Source organism: Planococcus sp. CAU13, assembly GCF_000775575.1.
Classification (GTDB): domain Bacteria; phylum Bacillota; class Bacilli; order Bacillales_A; family Planococcaceae; genus Planococcus.
Map to the genome: position 1 here is coordinate 19,480 of NZ_JRGN01000192.1, position 17,958 is coordinate 37,437.

A 17,958-nucleotide genomic window follows, 5' to 3' on the forward strand; every position below is an offset into this window, starting at 1 on the left:
AAATAATTTAATATTCATAATTGGTTCTTCACAGTAACCGGTCCTTTCGGTAAACTTTACTTTTTGTTTATCCGAAAGGAAACATCCGAAAAACTAACTTCTGCCTCTATTGTTCCTATAGACCTCTTCCGCCATCAACATTAAACACGGAACCCGTGATAAACGAAGCATCGTGTGAAGATAAATAAGCAATCATTTTGGCAATATCTTCAGGAGTACACAGTCGGCCAATTGGCACGGAATCCGTATAAATTCTGCGTCCTTCCACTGGATCTAAACCATTATAAAACTTCTCCAGCATCGGAGTTTCCGCCGGTCCTGGATTGATAACATTCGCCCGTACCCCATGTGGAGCAAGCTCCAGCGCAATTGAACGCGTGAGTTCAACTAACCCGCCTTTTGATGCGCAATATGCTGATAACCCTGGACGCGGACGAACAGAAGCAATAGAAGAAACATTGACGATACTTCCTTTTGTAACTTTCAAGTGTGGTATAGCATACTTTGATAATAAGAATGGGGCTTTAAGATTGACAGCCATTTGTTTTTCCCAGAAATCCTCTTCAACTTTCTCAATTTCCGTAAACGCCATTGGCATCCCAGCAATATTTGCTAAAACGTCAATTTGTCCAAATTCTTCCACTGTTTCATCGATGACTCTTTTTGCAATTTCTTGCTTTGAAATATCTCCTGTTACGACTTTGCATCTCGCGCCTATGTTTTCCACCAATTCCTTTGTAGCTATTGCATTATTTTCATTTATATCTGCAATAACTATTGCTGCGCCTTCTCCAGCCAGCTCCAGCGCTGTTGCACGCCCCATTCCCGAACCTGCTCCAGTAATAATAAATACTTTATTTTCAAATTTCTTCCCCATTATTTTTCCCCATTTCCTAGTTATAATTGATGATAACCACTTTTTCATCTGTCATTTCCTTGATTGCATAAATTGGACCTTCTTTTCCTAGGCCACTATCTTTAACCCCTCCGTACGGCTGCCAGTCCGAACGATACGTTGACACATCATTTACAATGACGCCGCCAAACTCCAGTTCAGCAGATGCACGCATCACAAGATTTAAATCTGTTGTAAATAATCCCGCTTGAAGACCGAACTTAGAGTTATTTGCTTCTTTAATTACTTCGTCAATCTCCGCATATTCCAGCAAACTGATAACTGGACCAAAAATCTCTTCACATACAACTTTCATAGTAGGTTTTAAATTTTTTAAAATAGTCGGCTCTATGAACGCCCGATCACGCTTTCCGCCTGTCACAACGATAGCACCTTCTGTAACCGCTTCCTTTATCCAGCTTTCAACACGCTCTGCCTGCCGTTCAGAGATTAATGGTCCTACATCAGTAGCCGGGTCTTCCGGGTTGCCGACGCTCAGAGCTTGTGCGGCTTCTTTCAAATATTCTTCAAATTCTGCGAAAATATCTTTATGTGCATAAATACGCTGAACAGAAATACATGCTTGCCCATTAAGCGTCGCCAAACCTCTTTTTGCACACAGTTGCGCAATACTTCTTAAATTCTGCGCATCTTTATGAATTATGTTTGGAGAATTGCTGCCCAACTCTAATGTTACTTTTCTTACGCCTACAGAGTTTTTTATATGAGTTCCTACACCGACACTTCCTGTAAACGTATACATATTAATGCGATCATCATGCAGTAAATACTCACCCGTTTTATGACCATATCCATTTACTAAATTGATAAAGCCATTTGGTAGACCAGCTTCTTCAAATATATCAATAATTTGAGCAACCGTAATCGGCGCTAACTCTGCTGACTTTAATACCACCGTGTTTCCTGCTGCAATAGCTGGGGCAATTTTGTGCATCGCTAATGTAAATGGCAAATTAAATGGCGTAATTGCCGCTACTATACCAACAGGTACACGAACGGTGTAAGCAAGCTTTTTCTCTTCTATTGTTTTATTCGGAAGTGGCACACCCTCTCCAAAAATTCTTCTGGATTCCTCTGCAGAGATGATTAAGGTTTCAATACCCCGATCAATTTCCACATATGAATCTTGTAAGGATTTCCCTACCTCTCTTGTAAGAGAAAGTGCCAGTTCTTCTTTCCTTCTTCGAAGAATAGTTGCTGCTTTGGATAAAATTTCATAACGTTGTTGTGCTGATAGTTTTATATTTCGAAAAGTTTCGTGCGCACTTGTAACCGCTTTCTTTACGAGCTCTTCATCCGCACAATAGACTTTTGCCAATTGCTCATTTGTAAATTTATTTTCAACTATTAAGGTTTCACCTTGAAAAATCCGCTCGCCGTTAATAACATGTCCAATCTCAAGTAGCTCAGTTTGTTTAACCAAAATTACCTCTCCTTTTAACGGAATTTTCTTTCTAGTTCGATTATATTTTAATTGTATACCTTAGTCAATACATATTGTATACAATTTGTATTAATGATACTCTATTTAAAACCTGTATAATATTTATCAGTCTAATTTTTGTTTTATAATTCTATTTTCGTAGTGAAGGAGTACCTAAATGAAGAAGCTGACATTAAAAGAACAGGCCTATCAGCAAATTAAAAAGCTAATTATAGACGGAAACTTTAAGCCTGGTGAATCATTAACAGAACGAGAGCTTACCGAGCTACTGAATATGAGCCGCACCCCTATTCGATCGGCTTTAGAAAAATTAGAAGCAGATGGATTTATTCAGAATCTGCCTAATAAAGGACCTGTCGTTTCGAATATTTCCTATCATAAACTTTTGAATATTTATGATTTGCGGATAGCTATAGAATCTTATAGTGCGAAACAATATTCACATGTTGCATTTACCAAAGAGATGCAAAAGTGTTTCAAAGAAAATTTGAATGAGCAGAAGAATGCAATGGATCAACAAGATTCTATAAAATTCTCTTACTTTGATCGGGAATTTCATTATCTGATTTTGAAATTTTATGGAAATGAAGAAATCATAAAAGTATTTGAACAAATTCAAAATCAATTATTACTTTTAGCTTTGGAAGTATTCAAAAGCAAACAAGGAAATTTAAAATTATTTTTCAATGAGCATCAAACAATCTACAATTTAATTTTAGAAGGAAATGGTGAAGAAGCTGCAAATATTGTCACCAAACATTTAGAATATGGAAAGCAAATCCTATTATAAATTTCTCATGAGATAGTTTTTCCAATTAAAATAAGCTCTGTTAGGTGTAATGAAAACAATTACACCTAACAGAGCTTATATTTATCCAGTAGCTTTAAACAAGAGTCTTATAATTTTCCAAATCCTTCGTAAAGTTTTTGATTCCCACATCTATTAAGGCAAACAGCCTTGTACTAATAGTTAAGAACCTCAATAGGGCTATGGGTGATTAAGTTTATTAAACACTTTTGTTCTCTAAGTACTCTTTTTCTCGATCTATAATTTGCTGAACTTTTCTAGCTGAATTTCCGCCTGGGAAACTTGATTCTAAATATGCTTTAACCACATGTTTCGCTACTTCTGGACCTACAATTTTTGCTCCCAATGTAATAATTTGAGCATTATTACTTTTTTGTGCCCGCTCAGCTGAGTACGTATCGTGACATGTAGCAGCCCTGATTCCCGGAACCTTCCCAGCTGCAATAGCCATCCCTATTCCCGTACCACAAACTAAGATGCCTCGCTCAACTTCTTCTGAATTAATTGCCTCTGCTACTTCAAAAGCAGTCCCGGGGTAATCCACTTCTTTGGAAGTTTCATCTTCTCCGTATTCAATTACTTCATGACCTAACTCAGTAATGTATTTTTTTAGTTCTTCTTTTAATTCAGCTGCATTATGATCTGCTCCAATACCAATCTTCATTCTGACTCCTCCTCCGTATGCTTGCTGGTTTATGAAAATTTTATTTAAGATAGTTTAAGCATTTTTTGAATTGTTAAGTCCAGATGGTCTTTTTCAAAAACCTTCTTCCAGTCCGGCTGAATAATAGCTTCTTTTCCTAAATCAATTGCGATTAAGCAAGCATCAGAAAATGGGTTCGTGCCTTTTAAAGCTACAGCTAGCGCTATATTGATATGACCATATAACATAGCTTTGGCAGCTTCCTCAGGTACGCCTAGCTTAATGGTCTCATCTAAACTTTCTTTGAAAATCGTTCCAATCATGCATGTGATTGTTTCTACTAAAGTCGGTTCTAAAATAGCCATTTGTTCAACTGTAATTACATGACATTTTACCACGGGTGCATACATCAGCTCTATTATCTTTAATGCTTCTGCAAGAATTGCATCATCCCCTGAATGGACAGCAACAACAACATCTTGAGGAGCTGCTACTCCACCAAATGCATCATCGTATTCTTCTTTAGTATATCTCTCTAAAAAGACTGATGGATGACATGGATGGGCAACGATCGATGTATGATCATCATCTATCACTAGCTGATTTGCATAGGCTGCTGCTGGATCTAATGTAATAACTACGGCACCAGATTTTAATAATGGTTTAACTTGTGATGATACAGCCTTGATATAAATATCCGGCACTGCCAGAATTACATAATCGCTTTCTGGAAGAGCTTCTTCTAAGGAAAAAACCTTTAAATTTCGTTCCTCTAAATTTTTCAGATTTCTTTCAGAACTTTCTACACAACGTAATTGAAACGGCGCATCCGCTAAATTGTTCGAAATGCGTGTACCCATTTTCCCTCCTGCACCAACTAATGTAACCTTTAGATCTGTTAAACTTCTCATTTTTTCTCCCCCTTTAAATTTCACTATAGTTTTACTTTTTGGTATTAAGCTATATATGCTGCTTCTATAAAATTCAACTTTCTCGTGAGAACAGACCCTCAATGTGCTCAATACTTTTTTCGATCCACTGTTTTTCCAGTCGAACCGTTTCTTCCATTGTTTCTTGCTTAGGCAGCCAAAACTCCATAATGGCATTCGGCTGTTTTTTATGTTCCTTTAAAACCTTTATCATAGATGCAGCGTCCAATTGCCCTTCACCAAATGAGGTGCCTGTTAAACTAAATCCTACCCATCCATCTTTACGCGTAAATTTGAAATCTTTCAGATGTAAATTGTTAATGTATGGAGCACTTAGTTTTATTACGTTTTCAGGAGACTCTAAATTAGCAATACAATTGGCCGGATCTAAGCAAACACCTAATATCGGACTGTCCACTTTCCTGATTATTTCGATAATTTCCGCTGTTTTTCGCTGTTCATACGTTTCTAAAGCAATCTGTATGCCATGCTGCTCGAAGACTGAAGTTGCTTCCTTCAATAATTGAATGGCTTCTTCTTTTCCGGGAACGAATGTTTCATCATTTAACATGGTCCTCAAGGTTTTACTCTCCAATAGACGGCAGATTCTTAAATATGCAGTCAACTTAGCAGAGGAAATGCCTCTGGTCCCTACTTCTAATTCGACTCCGTGTTCTTTGGCTATATTGGATATCCGGATCAACTCTTCATCATTATAAGACTCTAATTCTGGATAATCACAAATTTGCAGTAAATCCAGCCCATAGGCTTTCGTCTCTTTAATAATTTCTTCCAGAGTTAAGGCTTTTGGGTTGTCTTTCGAGATTTGCCAAAAAAATGAGTATGTGCTCAATCCTAATCTCATGATTCAACCTTCTTTTCTTGTGCAGTAAACTCTTTCACTTGAAGTAAAATATTTTTGAAAGAGTCCAGATTCCATGCCGCTCGCCCAATAAACAAACCATCGACATGCCTGCATTTTAAATAAGGAATAGCGTTTTCAGGATTTACACTCCCCCCAAATAAAATAGGAACCGATTTTCCGACTTCACCGAGGATTTCTTCCAATAAATCTCGAACACATTCGTGGACTCCCTCAATATACTTTGGTTCAGCAATTTGCCCACTTTCTCCAATCGCCCAGTAAGGTTCATATGCAATCCAAAGTTGTTGTGCATCTTCTATTTCAATCTTATGAAGTATTGTTTTCAATTGGGTTGCTAATACATCTTTTGTAAGCAAGAGTTCTTTTTCTCGACTTGATTCACCAATACATACTAGAGGTTTCAATCCATGCTTAAGTGCTGCTTTTACTTTCTTATTAAGATTTTCATCTGTTTCGTTAAAATACTTTCTTCTTTCGGAATGGCCTAATTCAATTACTTGTACACCTATTTCTTTTAAATGTACTGGAGAAATTTCGCCTGTATAAGCTCCCTCATCCTCCCAATGCATATTTTGTGCTCCTAATAGAATAGTAGAATCATTCAAAATTTCTTGCACCGGATGGAGGCTCGTAAAGGATGGAATAATGAATAATTCAATATCAGTTGAAAAATTTTGAAAAAACCCTTTCAAATCTGCAGTATATTCTTTAGCTTCTCCAATGGATTTGTACATCTTCCAATTCGTTCCTATTAACGTTTTAGACATTTAAGAGTTCTCCCTTTTTTTCGAGCTCCTCCACATAGTTTTGCATGGATTCGAAAATAATAGAGATGGTAGTAGCCCCTGCATCCTGGTGTCCAATTACACGTTCCCCCAAAGACTTCGCACGACCGAATTTCGCAACCAGCACTTTCGTGTCTTCTACACCCCGCTTGGCTGCTTCTGATGCATTTCTTAATGAAGCGACTAGTCCAAGTTTGTTTTCATTTGCTTCACGCAGCGCATTAACAGCCGGTGATAATGCATCAATCATTGTTTTATCGCCAACCTCTGCCTTTCCGCGAGCTTGAACGCCCAGTAAACTATTTTGGAAAATTGCACTTAATGTCGCGACATCAAGTTGCTCTATTTTCTCCTGGCCTTTAACACCTGATAGAAACAATGTTCCAAATAAAACACCTGAAGCGCCACCCATGTTCCCTATCATTGCTTTTCCTATTTCTGCGAAAATATCATTTATTTTGTCGTAATTATTTGCTTCCAATTTTTCCAGCGCATTTTTAAACCCTACTTCCATTCCAATACCATGATCTCCATCGCCAATAGCACAATCAATATCTGTTAATAATGGCTTTGATTCGATTACCTTTTCTCCTACATAGATAAACATATTGTTAACTTGCTCTACTGTGAGTATATTACTCGTGCTGTTTGTTTTATTAGTCATAGCTTTCAACCTCTCTTAAAATAATATGGTGAATAGGCTGGTTTATCATAATAGGTTTTCAACTCTTCATCCACTTTCATTAAAGTTATAGAAAATCCAGCCATTTCTTGTGTTGTACAATAATTGTTTACATCGGTATGGTGAATTTTAACTCCCTTTTCCAATAAAATTTCAGTAACTTTTCGATTTACAATAAATAATTCCATCAATGTTGTTGAACCTAATCCGTTCACTAATATACAAACTTCATCACCTTCAGTAATTTCAATATCATCAAAGATATATTCCATCATAATTTGTGTAAGTTTATCTGCTTCCATAATTTTTTCTGTTCGTATACCAGCTTCTCCATGTATGCCCAGTCCAAACTCAATTTCATCTTCTGCTATTTCAAATGTGTAACGTCCGGTACTAGGAATCGATCCTGGAGAAAGTGCTACGCCGATGGAACGCGTAGAATTAGCAGCTTTTTGTGTAATTTCAGTTACCTTTTCTAAAGGTAACCCTTCCGCCGCCGCTGCACCTGCGACTTTAATAACAAAAACATCTCCTGCAATACCTCTGCGATTATGAGCTTCTTCTTTAGAAGCCGATGCAATATCATCATTTACTAAAACTGTTGCTGTATGAATATCCTCAAATTCGGCAAGCTCTGAAGCCATATCAAAATTCAATGTGTCTCCAGAATAGTTCCCATAAACATATAAAACACCTTTCCCTGCATCAACTGCTTTAGTTACTTCCATAATTGTATTTGGCGTTGGTGCTGCGAAGACATTTCCTACAGCAGCACCAGTAGCCAAACCTTCTCCTACAAATCCGAAGAAGAGCGGCTCATGCCCACTTCCACCACCTGTAATAACGGCTACTTGTTTCTTTTCATTCTCTATGTAAATTCCATTTTCATTAGGGGTCTTTTTGTAAACGTTTCCATGAGCATATAAAAATCCCTCGAGCATTTCTTGAACAACTTTATTTGGGTCATTAATAACTTTTTTCAAAAGTTTCTCTCCTCTATATTAAAAATTCTGACACTTCATTCTTTCAAGTAAGAATAACATCTCGGTCTATTTTAAATCAAGGAGTTTATAGACATTGCATCCCATGTTTTCTATAATTTTCACTTCTACAAAGTATGATCAGTTACCAATTTGTATTGAAATCCTCTGTAAATGTAACAGACTAGAATAAAATAGCAGTACAAATCACTAAGATTTGCACTGCTGAAGGCAAGCTATTTATAGAGGGTTGGCAACCACATTGTAATAATTGGTACATAGCTAATTAACATTAATACTAAGAATAAAACCCCGTAGAAAGGAATTAAACCTCTTGTAATATCTGTCAGTTTTATCTTGGCAATTTGACAACTTATAAATAGATTTACACCCAATGGAGGCGTACACATACCTAATGCTAAGTTTATAATCATAATAATGCCAAAATGGACTGGATCAATGCCCATTGCAACTGCCACCGGCGCTAACAATGGAGCTAAGATAATTACAGATGCACTTGTCTCCATAAACATTCCTACGATAATCAAAAGCAGATTGATCATCAAGAGGAATAGCAACGGATTATCTGTAATATTTGTGAAGAAAGTCGCTACGAGAGTAGGTATACCTTCTCGGCTTAATATCAAACCAAAAATCCCTGCGTTCGCAATTATGAACATTACGATTGCTGAAGTAACGCCCGCACTTATACACATTTGATGCAGGTTTTTTATTTTGATTTCCCGATATACAAATGTCCCAATAACAAAGGCATAGAATACAGACACAACAGCTGCTTCCGTTGGAGTAAATATCCCCCCGTATATGCCGCCTAAAATAATTACAGGCATTAAAAGCGCTAAAATCGCATCTTTAAATGCTGCCCATACTTCTGCAGGTTTTGCTTTTACCTCTTTTGGATAGTTTCTCTTTTTAGCAATCATATACACTAAAATAAGTAGCGAGATAACTATAACTATTCCAGGTGAAATGCCCGCCATAAATAGATCGCCAATAGAAGTATTCGTTGTTACTCCATATAAAATCAGAGGTACAGAAGGTGGTATAATAATCCCTAACTCCCCCGAGACAGCTGTCACTGCCCCGGCAAAGTTACGATGATATCCACGTGCTATCATTGAAGGGATAAGAATGGATCCGACAGCTGCTACGGTAGCTGCACTCGAGCCAGAAATTGCAGCAAAAAACATAGATGTCAGAACTGTTACCATTGCTAAGCCGCCAGTTCGGTGACCAGTTAAAGAATTTGCAAAGTTTATAAGTCGTTGGGAAATCCCACTCGTTTCCATTAGCTTTCCAGCCAAAATGAAGAATGGAATTGCCATTAAAGAAAATGAATCAATTGAGGTGAACATACGTTGTGCCACCAATATTAGCGATGTTTCTCCAGCATATAATAATGTAAGCACAGCCGATAAACCCAATGCGATTGCGATAGGTACCCCAATGATAAAGAAGGAGAATAAAGAACCTATTAAAACTGCCGTCATTCTTGAACACTCCCTCTAATGGTCACGGCAATCGCTGCTATAGCATTGATTATAAGAAGAAAAGCGCCTAATGGAATTGAAAAATAAGGTATGGACATCGAAATTTGCATAGCCGGAGATGTCTGGGCACTCACCAAATTCATTAAATTCCAACCATAAACTAATAAAATCACAAAAAATATAATAGAAATTATCAACCCAATAACTTTCAATACTTTTTTAGCTGTAGGTTTTAATAAATCTGGTAAAATTTCTACCGCTATTAGCTCATTATAACGAATAGCTAATGCAGCACCAAAAAACACTGCATAAATTCCTAGGTATCGAGTTAATTCTTCAGACCAATGAAGTGGAAGGTCTAAAACAAAGCGTGAAAATACCTGCATAACCATAGTTATTGTCATTGCAATAAGAGCAACAGTCAGTGCAATCTTCACAATTATGTTAATGCCATCCACACTTTTTACAATTGCATTCATTCTCTAATTTACCCCCTCTAAAAACCTTCAAGACTCTCTTCAGTTAGCACCTTCTTTGATTTTATTGTAAAGTTCTTCATATTCCCCTTTATGTTTATCGATTATCGGCTGGGCTGCTGCTTGAAAAGCCGCTACATCTACTTCGTTGATCTCCATACCCTTTGATTTTAGTTCTTCAATTTGTGTAGCTTCATTCTCATCAATAAATTTAAAATTCGCTTGTTTTGCTTCTTCCGCTGCTTCGCGAATAATCTCTTGATGGTCATCAGAGAACTTCTCAATAGTAGATTTACCAACTAATAAGACTGCTGGTGAATAAACGTGTCCTGAAAGCGAAGCATACTGTTGAACTTCTTCAAGTTTTGAAGAATGGATAATCGCAATAGGATTTTCCTGGGCATCAATTACCCCTTGCTGTAAAGACGTAAATACTTCGCCCCAAGCCATAGGTGTTGGACTTGCACCAAACGCACTGAATACTTCTTGATGTAAAGGCACTTCCATAGTACGAATCTTTACTCCTTCCAAATCTTCAGGAGTTTGGATTGGACGCGTGCTATTTGTAATATGACGGAAACCGTTCTCCGCAAAAGCTAAATTGACAATTCCATTTTCCTCTAACTTTTCGTTCAAAACGTCTCCTACTTCTCCACTTAAAGTTGTACGAGCATGCTCTACATTATCGAATAAAAATGGAAAGTCTAGAATATAGAATTCTTTTACGAAGTTACTGATTACTCCGGTAGAGATAAATGTTCCATCTAAAGAACCAACTTGAACTGACTCTAGCATGTCACGTTCGTTGCCGATTTCACTGTTGTAGTGAACCTGGACTGTAACTTCTCCATTTGAATCAGCTTCTACTTTCTCTTTAAATGTCTTTAGAAATGCTCCATAATGCGAATCTTCTGTCTGGGTTGTTCCAATTGTTAGTTTATCTGATGAACTTTCACCTGATGACCCCTCAACTCCAGCATCTGAATCCGAATTACCGCATGCAGCTACCAGTAAAGCTAAAATTGAAATAAATCCCAACAAGATTAGTTTTTTCATTATTTTTCCCCCTATTTTTTGTTTTCCCTTAAAGGTAACGCTTACATTTCGAAAGATTAATCCCCCCCTGAAGTACTGAAGATAAGAAATCTATGTCGATAGAAATTCACAATCTTCTGATACTTTTTATCATGTTAACACTTTCATATACTTTTATTCAATACTTTTTTTAAAGAATCAACTTTAATAATATAATCTTTAAAGCACAAAGCACTGGAAAGCTGGGTTGCTTTAATAAATTGAACCAGCAACTTAGATCTCTACTACAAGTTAAAAGCCTGTTTACTATAAGAATATTTTATTAGTTTGAATGTTAAATTCTATCATTGCCTGGTAATTATTAACTTTCACTTTATTAAACTAATATTTTTGTCTTCATTATTGTTAAATTATGTAAAATAAATCACTTTTAATAAGCTCATTAAAATACTTGTCGTTAAAACATAACAGAAAATATTGACAATTGTTAATAATAAACAGATAATATGGTTTAAATTATTATACATAGTAAGAGAGGGATTATTCTGACACCTGAAGTGCGTAAAAAAAGAATTTTGGAAACGCTTTCTTCGTCCGGAAAAATTGACATCTTAGATATGGTAAATCTGTTAAACGTTTCGGCTATGACTGTACGACGTGATTTAGATGACTTGGAAAGACAAAAGCGGCTAATTCGTACGCATGGTGGAGCAGCACTACCTCAAATGTTAATCAGTGAACAGAGCTTCAAAAAAAAGGTTTCTAAAAATCTTTCCCTCAAAGTACAAATTGCAAAAAAGGCTGTGAATTTAGTAAAAGAAGGTATGACAGTGTCGCTGGATACCGGTACGACAACACTAGAGATTGCAAAATTATTGAAATCACGTAAAAACATCACCGTAGTTACAAATGATATTAAAATAGCTTCAGAACTCATGGACAGCAAGCTAAAAATAATTATTGTGGGTGGACATGTACAAAACGAGGTAGGTGCAATCTACGGGCCATTTGCAGAATCGATTCTAAAAAATATTCATGTGGATATTGCTTTCTTAGGTGCACATGCGATTCACGCTACTTACGGTATTGCTTCTACTACATTCGAAAAGGCGACCATCAAAAAAATGATGATCGAAGCTTCTGAATCTGTTTACGTGGCAGTGGATACTTCGAAATTTAATCAAAAAGCTTTCGCGAAAATCTGCAATGTAGATTCTGTAACCGGTATAATCACTGACAATTCTTTATCAAGCGAGATAGAAGAAATATACGAGAAGATGACGGATTTCATAAAGGAAGTGGATGGATGAAGGTCGGAATTATTGCCGATGATTTAACAGGTGCCAATGCTACCGGCATCAGACTAGCAAAAAAGGGATTCATCGCTGCAACGGTCGTATTTGACGGTAATATCCCGACAAAGGAGAAATACACATCAATAAGTATAGATACAAACAGCCGTTATTGTCACCCAGATCATGCCATAAAACGTGTCATAAAGGCTTATAATCAACTTTCATTGTGGGGAGCAAGCGTTGTTGGCAAAAGAATTGATAGCACAATCCGTGGAAACATTGGAGTTGAGACAGATGCCTTACTTTCAGTGATTGGGAAAAAAAGTGTAGCAGTTGTAGTGGCTTCCTTTCCAGATTCAGGAAGAATCGTAGCTGGCGGTTATTTACTAGTAGAAGGAACACCAGTTCAATCGACAGATGTGGCAAAAGATCCGATGAATCCCATCAGGAAGTCGCATGTGCCGACTCTGATGAAAGAACAAAGCGTACATACAGTGGCCCATATCAGCCTTTCCACTGTCCTGCATGGAAAAGAAGCGATCAAAGAAGAGCTGGTGCACCAGCTGGAAGAAGGACATCGCATTATAGTCATTGATGCGGTGACGAACGAAGAAATTGATCACATTGCGGAAGCGATGGCCGCAATCGATGGACCCTGCTTTGTTCCAGTGGATCCCGGTCCGCTGTCAGCTGCCTACAGCGCTCTGAAAGCACATCAGGATGTCCAGCAGAGCAAATGGATTGTGACTGTCGGAAGCGCAACGCCACTTTCTGGGCGACAAATCCGTTACCTGATCGACAAGACGAATTCACGCCCCGTTTATGTAAATGCAGAAGCGCTTGCTTCCGTTTCCGGTACGTGGGATGTGGAAATCGAACGGGCAAAGTCGGAAGCGTTGCACGAAATAACATTGCAGGATACGCTAATCATCACCACGTATACACCGACTTCACAGGTACTAAATCTGGCTGAAATTGCGGAGCGCGAGGGTGTAACGGAAGAGAAACTGGCCAACCGCATCACGGAAGGCCTTGCACATATCACACACGAAGTGATCCAGCAAGCGGATGTGCCTATCGACGGATCGTTCTCAAGCGGCGGAGATGTAACAGCGGCATTGTGTTCAGTCAGTAAAGCTGAAGCGATTGGCCTCGAAGATGAAGTTCTGCCGCTCGCCGCTTACGGCCGATTTATCGGTGGAACATTCGACGGCATGCCGGTTGTAACCAAAGGCGGCATGGTTGGAGAAAAGCAGTCAATCTATGATTGTGTGAAATTCTTGAAAACCAAAAAACAAGAAGGAAGTGTTTAGAATATGGCAAACGTACGTGAAATTATTGCAATTCCAATGGGTGACGCAGCAGGAATCGGACCGGAAATCACCGTTAAATCCCTGGCAAAAGAAGAAATTTACGCCATGTGCAAACCGCTTGTAGTAGGGGACGCAAATATTCTCCGCAAAGCGATTGAAGTGACAGGCGTCGATTTGACTGTGAACACAGTGGAATCTCCAGCTGCCGGAGCTTACAAGTTCGGCACAATCGATGTGCTGGATCTGGCGAATATCGATATGGACGCATTCGCTCCCGGCGAAGTATCCGGACAAAACGGGAGAGCCGCATTCGAATACATTGAGCGTTCCGTAAAACTTGCGATGGACGGAGAAGTAAAAGCACTGGCTACAACGCCGATCAACAAAGAATCGTTGCAGGCAGGTAAAGTCCCATATATCGGCCATACGGAAATGCTTGAAGACCTGGGGGGAGCTCCGGATCCGCTGACAATGTTCCAGGTGAACGGCTTGCGCATCTTCTTCCTGACACGCCATGTATCTGTAAAAGAAGCGATTTCGCAAATGACAGCCGAACGCGTCCATGATTATTTGATCCGCTGTGATTTGGCACTTCAGCGTCTTGGTGTTGAAAGCCGTAAACTCGCAGTAGCCGGCCTTAACCCGCATTCAGGCGAAGGCGGATTGTTCGGAAATGAGGAAATCGATGAAATCAAACCGGGCATCGAATCGGCGAAAGCTGCTGGAATCGATGCATACGGCCCGGTACCTGCCGACTCGGTCTTCTTCCAGGCGCTGAATGGAAAATACGATGCTGTTCTTTCGCTTTACCATGACCAGGGGCACATCGCAGCGAAAATGACCGATTTCCACCGTACGATTTCAATCACGAACGGACTGCCTTTCCTGCGCACATCTGTTGACCATGGGACAGCTTTTGATATCGCATGGAAAAACATCGCATCCAGCGTCAGCATGGAAGAGTGCATCAAACTGGCGGCGGAATACGCACCAAAATTCACAGCCGAATCTCTTTAATTAATTTTAGAAAAGATAGTAAATAACCAGGCTCTGTTTTTTATCAGTAAAATTTGAAATGCAGTCCAGAGCTCTTAATTAAGAATAACTTTTATTATATTTTCTTTCTTTTTGTCATATTATTTCATCTTTCTTTGTAGGGGAACATATTCGTAATTCATAAGAAAGAAGGGGAAAAAGTGGAATCAGTCTCTGTGGATAGAGAGTTAATGTTAATTAATGGGAAATGGGAAGAGAGCTTGAGTTCAGAGTTTATTACGATTGAAAATCCATCTGTCAGAGGTTCAGTGCTCGCTGAAGTTCCTAGAGCTTCTGCAGAAGATGTAAGTAAGGCCGTCGAAGCAGCTAATAAAGCATTTAAATCTTGGAAGGCTCTTCCTTCACGTGAAAAAGGAAAACTGCTCTGGAAAATTGCAGATGCCATAGAAGAACAAGCCGAAGAATTTGCCAGAACAATTTCCATGGAGACTGGAAATGCTATTCGGACACAAGCTAGAGGCGAAGTAAAGAGTGTAGTGGAGATTTTTCGATACTTCGCAGGAGTTGCAAGTGAAATAAGAGGCACTACCAGCCCAGTAGACAATAATTTAATGGCATATACACAAAGAGAACCATATGGTGTTGTTGGAGCCATTGTACCTTGGAATGCTCCGGTTCAACTATCATCATTAAAAATCGCACCGGCAATTGCTTCTGGAAATACGATTGTCTTAAAAGCTGCAGAAGATGCTCCTCTAGGTGTTCTGAAATTAGCAAAAGTTTGTTCTAAATATTTACCCCCTGGTGTCGTAAATGTCATTACTGGATATGGACCAGAATGTGGCGAGGCGTTAACAAGCCATCCATTAGTTAAGAAAATAACTTTTACAGGTTCAACCGCAGTAGGAAAAATAATTATGAGAAAAGCTGCAGATCGAATTGTTCCTGTTTCACTAGAATTAGGAGGTAAAAGTCCCCAAATAGTGTTTCCGGATGCTGACAACGATAAAGTAATTGAGGGGATTATTACCGCCATGCGATTTGCAAGACAGGGGCAATCTTGTTCTGCAGGAACACGTTTATATCTTCACACATCTATTTTTGATTCCTTTGTAGACAAATTAATAAATAAATTAAGGCAACTTAAAGTAGGTAATCCATTGGATGAAGAATCAGATATGGGATCTATTATTAATAAAAAACAATTTGATAAAGTATGTTCCTATATTGAAGCGGGTTTGAATGAAGATGGAATAGAGCTATTGTTAGGTGGAATGCCACCTGGCGAAGGGGAAATGACAGAAGGGTATTATCTTCAACCAACACTTTTTTCATGCAAAGACAATAACAGTAAATTGGCTAGAGAAGAAATTTTCGGACCATTGTTGTTGATTATTCCATGGGAAAATGAAGAAGATGTTATAGAAGCTGCCAATGACAGTTCCTATGGTTTAGCAGCTTTTGTTTGGACGAATGACACTAAAGCTGCATTGAGAGCTGCAAATAAAATTGAATTGGGCTGGATTCAAATTAATCGAGGAGGAGCTCAAATGCCGGGTCTTTCATATGGTGGATACAAGCAAAGCGGTATAGGACGTGAATTTTCATTGGAGGGTATGTTAGATAGTTATACACAAGTGAAAAGTATTATGATTGATTTCAACGACTAAATTCAAGAAAGTGATACTTATTGATTTTCAAAAATCATCTAAAATTTATTTTAACCTTTAATAATTATATGTTAATAAATATGATTATCTTCTTGCAGAGAATTACACCAAGCCATTCAGAAAATAAGGAAAAAAACCGGAGCCCAGAGAAAAACTCTTAGGGGATCCGGTTATTTTTGTTCCAATATACAGTTGATTGCATGTCTTCAATTACTTATACTCCTGAAAATCGATACAAAATTTTTTGGTAATATCTCATTATTTGCCATGGACTGTATAGTTTCTGCAGACTCTAAGCAGACAATTAAATGTGTCCTAAACAATTTTGCAAGTCACGACTAACATAAACGATTTATTTAACAAGATCTTTCAATTCCTTCACCACATTATCGGGAACCTTACCTGTCACCCCGGCCACCAGATTTTCCGCCGCTTTCATCGCCATGGCGTTTCGTGTGTTTTCTGTCGCAGAACCGATATGTGGCAAAGCGACAACATTGTCCATTTTCAACAATGGATTGTTCGGATCGACCGGTTCCTGTTCAAAGACGTCCAGTCCCGCACCCCGGAGTTTCCCTTGCTGCAGCGCTTCTATCAACGCCTCTTCATCGACAACAGCCCCTCTGGCACAATTGACTAAAATAGCGTCCGGCTTCATCCGCTCCAATTGTTCTTTGCCTATCATATGACGGGTCGACGGCGTCAAGGGCAGGATCAATACGACAAAATCGGAGCGTTCGAGAAGTGAATCCAGATTGCTGTATTCCATGCCATATTTTTCTTCAAGTTCGGGCTTAGGTGTATTGCTGTTGTAGAGGACATTCATCTCAAAGCCGAAAACAGCACGTCTTGCAATTTTCTCACCGATGCGCCCCATGCCGACAATCCCCATCGTTGCATGATGTACATCTTTGCCGAAAATTTCGCTTGACTGGGTCTTTTTCGTCCAGTTTCCCTGTTTTACATAATGATTGAGTTCCGGTACCCGCCGTGCACTCGCAAGGATCAGACTGAAAGCCAGATCAGCCACCGTTTCATCCAGTACGTAAGGTGTATGGGTACCGAGTACTCCATATTCCTTCATGGCTTCCAAATCGAATGAATCGTACCCGACTGCAGTGTTGCTGATTATTTTCAGCTGCGGCAGCTGCTTCAGGAATTCTGGTGTTACGGCAGGATTTGCAGCCAGCAGGCCATCCACATTCTTAGTTTCTTCCAGGAGCACATCTGCCGGTATCCTCTCTTTTTGTCTCCAGATGCGGTATTCACAATGCTCAGCTATGTAATTTTCCACTTCCTGCGGTACAGGCCTTGCGATAAAAACTTTCGGTTTCATGGAATCGCTCCTTTATTTTATAATTATGATCTGAGTTTACATGAAAAAATAAAGAAAACTAAGGAAAATGATTGATTGTGAAGAAACGGCGTTGTTCCACACCGGAGTTTCTTCGTGCATTTCTCCCGGTCTGGCTTGATTTCCCTTGCTTCTGCACCTGTGCCTTTCGACTAGTTTAATAAATTTTAAAAATGGGTAAATTTTACTTGAGAACTATTACTTAGTATTTACACTGGTTAGAGTTCGATTATCC

17 protein-coding genes are annotated in these 17,958 nt (G+C 38.8%); 5 read left to right on the forward strand and 12 right to left on the reverse strand.

All coding sequences use genetic code 11. The features are described 5' to 3' along the window. Nucleotides 1-115: 115 nt before the first annotated feature. Both KW93_RS08275 and KW93_RS08280 read right to left on the reverse strand, forming a co-directional pair. Nucleotides 116-877 (reverse strand): SDR family NAD(P)-dependent oxidoreductase, encoded by a 762-nt coding sequence (locus KW93_RS08275; protein WP_052131526.1) that lies wholly within the window; start codon nucleotides 875-877, stop codon nucleotides 116-118. A 16-nt stretch (nucleotides 878-893) separates the two neighbouring features. Further along, nucleotides 894-2,339 (reverse strand): aldehyde dehydrogenase family protein, encoded by a 1,446-nt coding sequence (locus tag KW93_RS08280; RefSeq protein ID WP_081986970.1) that lies wholly within the window; start codon nucleotides 2,337-2,339, stop codon nucleotides 894-896. Nucleotides 2,340-2,517: 178 nt separating this feature from the next. On the opposite strand from KW93_RS08280, the gene KW93_RS08285 reads away from it, so the two are divergent. Then, on the forward strand, nucleotides 2,518-3,150 hold the full coding sequence (locus KW93_RS08285; RefSeq protein ID WP_033542523.1) for a GntR family transcriptional regulator: 633 nt from the start codon (nucleotides 2,518-2,520) through the stop codon (nucleotides 3,148-3,150). Nucleotides 3,151-3,367: 217 nt separating this feature from the next. Here the strand turns inward: KW93_RS08285 and rpiB are convergent, their stop codons facing one another. From rpiB to KW93_RS08330, 9 genes are all read right to left on the reverse strand, one after another. Further along, nucleotides 3,368-3,832 carry a ribose 5-phosphate isomerase B gene (gene rpiB, locus KW93_RS08290; protein WP_033542524.1) on the reverse strand — a complete coding sequence of 155 codons (465 nt, stop codon included), beginning with the start codon at nucleotides 3,830-3,832 and terminating at the stop codon, nucleotides 3,368-3,370. Nucleotides 3,833-3,876: 44 nt separating this feature from the next. After that, a complete protein-coding gene (locus tag KW93_RS08295; RefSeq protein WP_033542525.1) occupies nucleotides 3,877-4,722 on the reverse strand; it encodes a phosphogluconate dehydrogenase C-terminal domain-containing protein in 846 nt (281 codons plus the stop codon). 73 nt (nucleotides 4,723-4,795) lie between these two features. Next, on the reverse strand, nucleotides 4,796-5,605 hold the full coding sequence (locus tag KW93_RS08300; protein ID WP_033542526.1) for a sugar phosphate isomerase/epimerase family protein: 810 nt from the start codon (nucleotides 5,603-5,605) through the stop codon (nucleotides 4,796-4,798). Next, nucleotides 5,602-6,393 (reverse strand): triose-phosphate isomerase, encoded by a 792-nt coding sequence (locus KW93_RS08305; RefSeq protein WP_033542527.1) that lies wholly within the window; start codon nucleotides 6,391-6,393, stop codon nucleotides 5,602-5,604. The genes KW93_RS08300 and KW93_RS08305 overlap by 4 nt, the downstream gene beginning before the upstream one ends. After that, nucleotides 6,386-7,075: a dihydroxyacetone kinase subunit DhaL gene (gene dhaL, locus KW93_RS08310; RefSeq protein ID WP_052131527.1), complete on the reverse strand. Its 690-nt coding sequence runs from the start codon at nucleotides 7,073-7,075 to the stop codon at nucleotides 6,386-6,388. The genes KW93_RS08305 and dhaL overlap by 8 nt, the downstream gene beginning before the upstream one ends. A gap of 5 nt (nucleotides 7,076-7,080) precedes the next feature. After that, a complete protein-coding gene (locus KW93_RS08315; RefSeq protein ID WP_033542528.1) occupies nucleotides 7,081-8,076 on the reverse strand; it encodes a dihydroxyacetone kinase subunit DhaK in 996 nt (331 codons plus the stop codon). A gap of 233 nt (nucleotides 8,077-8,309) precedes the next feature. Continuing rightward, nucleotides 8,310-9,584, reverse strand: a complete 1,275-nt coding sequence (locus tag KW93_RS08320) for a TRAP transporter large permease (RefSeq protein WP_033542529.1) — start codon at nucleotides 9,582-9,584, stop codon at nucleotides 8,310-8,312. Then, nucleotides 9,581-10,063 carry a TRAP transporter small permease gene (locus KW93_RS08325; RefSeq protein ID WP_033542530.1) on the reverse strand — a complete coding sequence of 161 codons (483 nt, stop codon included), beginning with the start codon at nucleotides 10,061-10,063 and terminating at the stop codon, nucleotides 9,581-9,583. The genes KW93_RS08320 and KW93_RS08325 overlap by 4 nt, the downstream gene beginning before the upstream one ends. Nucleotides 10,064-10,102: 39 nt before the next feature. Further along, on the reverse strand, nucleotides 10,103-11,116 hold the full coding sequence (locus KW93_RS08330) for a DctP family TRAP transporter solute-binding subunit (protein WP_052131528.1): 1,014 nt from the start codon (nucleotides 11,114-11,116) through the stop codon (nucleotides 10,103-10,105). Nucleotides 11,117-11,652: 536 nt separating this feature from the next. Between KW93_RS08330 and KW93_RS08335 the strand changes: the two genes are divergently transcribed. From KW93_RS08335 to KW93_RS08350, 4 genes are all read left to right on the forward strand, one after another. Beyond that, nucleotides 11,653-12,405 (forward strand): DeoR/GlpR family DNA-binding transcription regulator, encoded by a 753-nt coding sequence (locus KW93_RS08335; RefSeq protein ID WP_235318390.1) that lies wholly within the window; start codon nucleotides 11,653-11,655, stop codon nucleotides 12,403-12,405. Continuing rightward, nucleotides 12,402-13,703: a four-carbon acid sugar kinase family protein gene (locus KW93_RS08340; RefSeq protein ID WP_033542533.1), complete on the forward strand. Its 1,302-nt coding sequence runs from the start codon at nucleotides 12,402-12,404 to the stop codon at nucleotides 13,701-13,703. The genes KW93_RS08335 and KW93_RS08340 overlap by 4 nt, the downstream gene beginning before the upstream one ends. A 3-nt stretch (nucleotides 13,704-13,706) precedes the next feature. Continuing rightward, nucleotides 13,707-14,720, forward strand: coding sequence for a 4-hydroxythreonine-4-phosphate dehydrogenase PdxA (pdxA, locus tag KW93_RS08345; RefSeq protein ID WP_033542534.1), 1,014 nt, complete (start codon nucleotides 13,707-13,709; stop codon nucleotides 14,718-14,720). 179 nt (nucleotides 14,721-14,899) lie between these two features. After that, nucleotides 14,900-16,369: an aldehyde dehydrogenase family protein gene (locus KW93_RS08350; protein WP_033542535.1), complete on the forward strand. Its 1,470-nt coding sequence runs from the start codon at nucleotides 14,900-14,902 to the stop codon at nucleotides 16,367-16,369. Between the two features lie 352 nt (nucleotides 16,370-16,721). Here the strand turns inward: KW93_RS08350 and KW93_RS08355 are convergent, their stop codons facing one another. Further along, nucleotides 16,722-17,705, reverse strand: coding sequence for a 2-hydroxyacid dehydrogenase (locus tag KW93_RS08355; protein ID WP_033542536.1), 984 nt, complete (start codon nucleotides 17,703-17,705; stop codon nucleotides 16,722-16,724). Between the last annotated feature and the right edge of the window lie 253 nt (nucleotides 17,706-17,958).

Coding starts and splice junctions, on each gene's coding strand:
- KW93_RS08275 (WP_052131526.1), bottom strand. CDS start 877: ATGGGGAAGAAATTTGAAAATAAAGTATTTATTATTACTGGAGCAGGT.
- KW93_RS08285 (WP_033542523.1), top strand. CDS start 2,518: ATGAAGAAGCTGACATTAAAAGAACAGGCCTATCAGCAAATTAAAAAG.
- rpiB (WP_033542524.1), bottom strand. CDS start 3,832: ATGAAGATTGGTATTGGAGCAGATCATAATGCAGCTGAATTAAAAGAA.
- KW93_RS08295 (WP_033542525.1), bottom strand. CDS start 4,722: ATGAGAAGTTTAACAGATCTAAAGGTTACATTAGTTGGTGCAGGAGGG.
- KW93_RS08300 (WP_033542526.1), bottom strand. CDS start 5,605: ATGAGATTAGGATTGAGCACATACTCATTTTTTTGGCAAATCTCGAAA.
- KW93_RS08305 (WP_033542527.1), bottom strand. CDS start 6,393: ATGTCTAAAACGTTAATAGGAACGAATTGGAAGATGTACAAATCCATT.
- dhaL (WP_052131527.1), bottom strand. CDS start 7,075: ATGACTAATAAAACAAACAGCACGAGTAATATACTCACAGTAGAGCAA.
- KW93_RS08320 (WP_033542529.1), bottom strand. CDS start 9,584: ATGACGGCAGTTTTAATAGGTTCTTTATTCTCCTTCTTTATCATTGGG.
- KW93_RS08325 (WP_033542530.1), bottom strand. CDS start 10,063: ATGAATGCAATTGTAAAAAGTGTGGATGGCATTAACATAATTGTGAAG.
- KW93_RS08330 (WP_052131528.1), bottom strand. CDS start 11,116: ATGAAAAAACTAATCTTGTTGGGATTTATTTCAATTTTAGCTTTACTG.
- KW93_RS08340 (WP_033542533.1), top strand. CDS start 12,402: ATGAAGGTCGGAATTATTGCCGATGATTTAACAGGTGCCAATGCTACC.
- pdxA (WP_033542534.1), top strand. CDS start 13,707: ATGGCAAACGTACGTGAAATTATTGCAATTCCAATGGGTGACGCAGCA.
- KW93_RS08355 (WP_033542536.1), bottom strand. CDS start 17,705: ATGAAACCGAAAGTTTTTATCGCAAGGCCTGTACCGCAGGAAGTGGAA.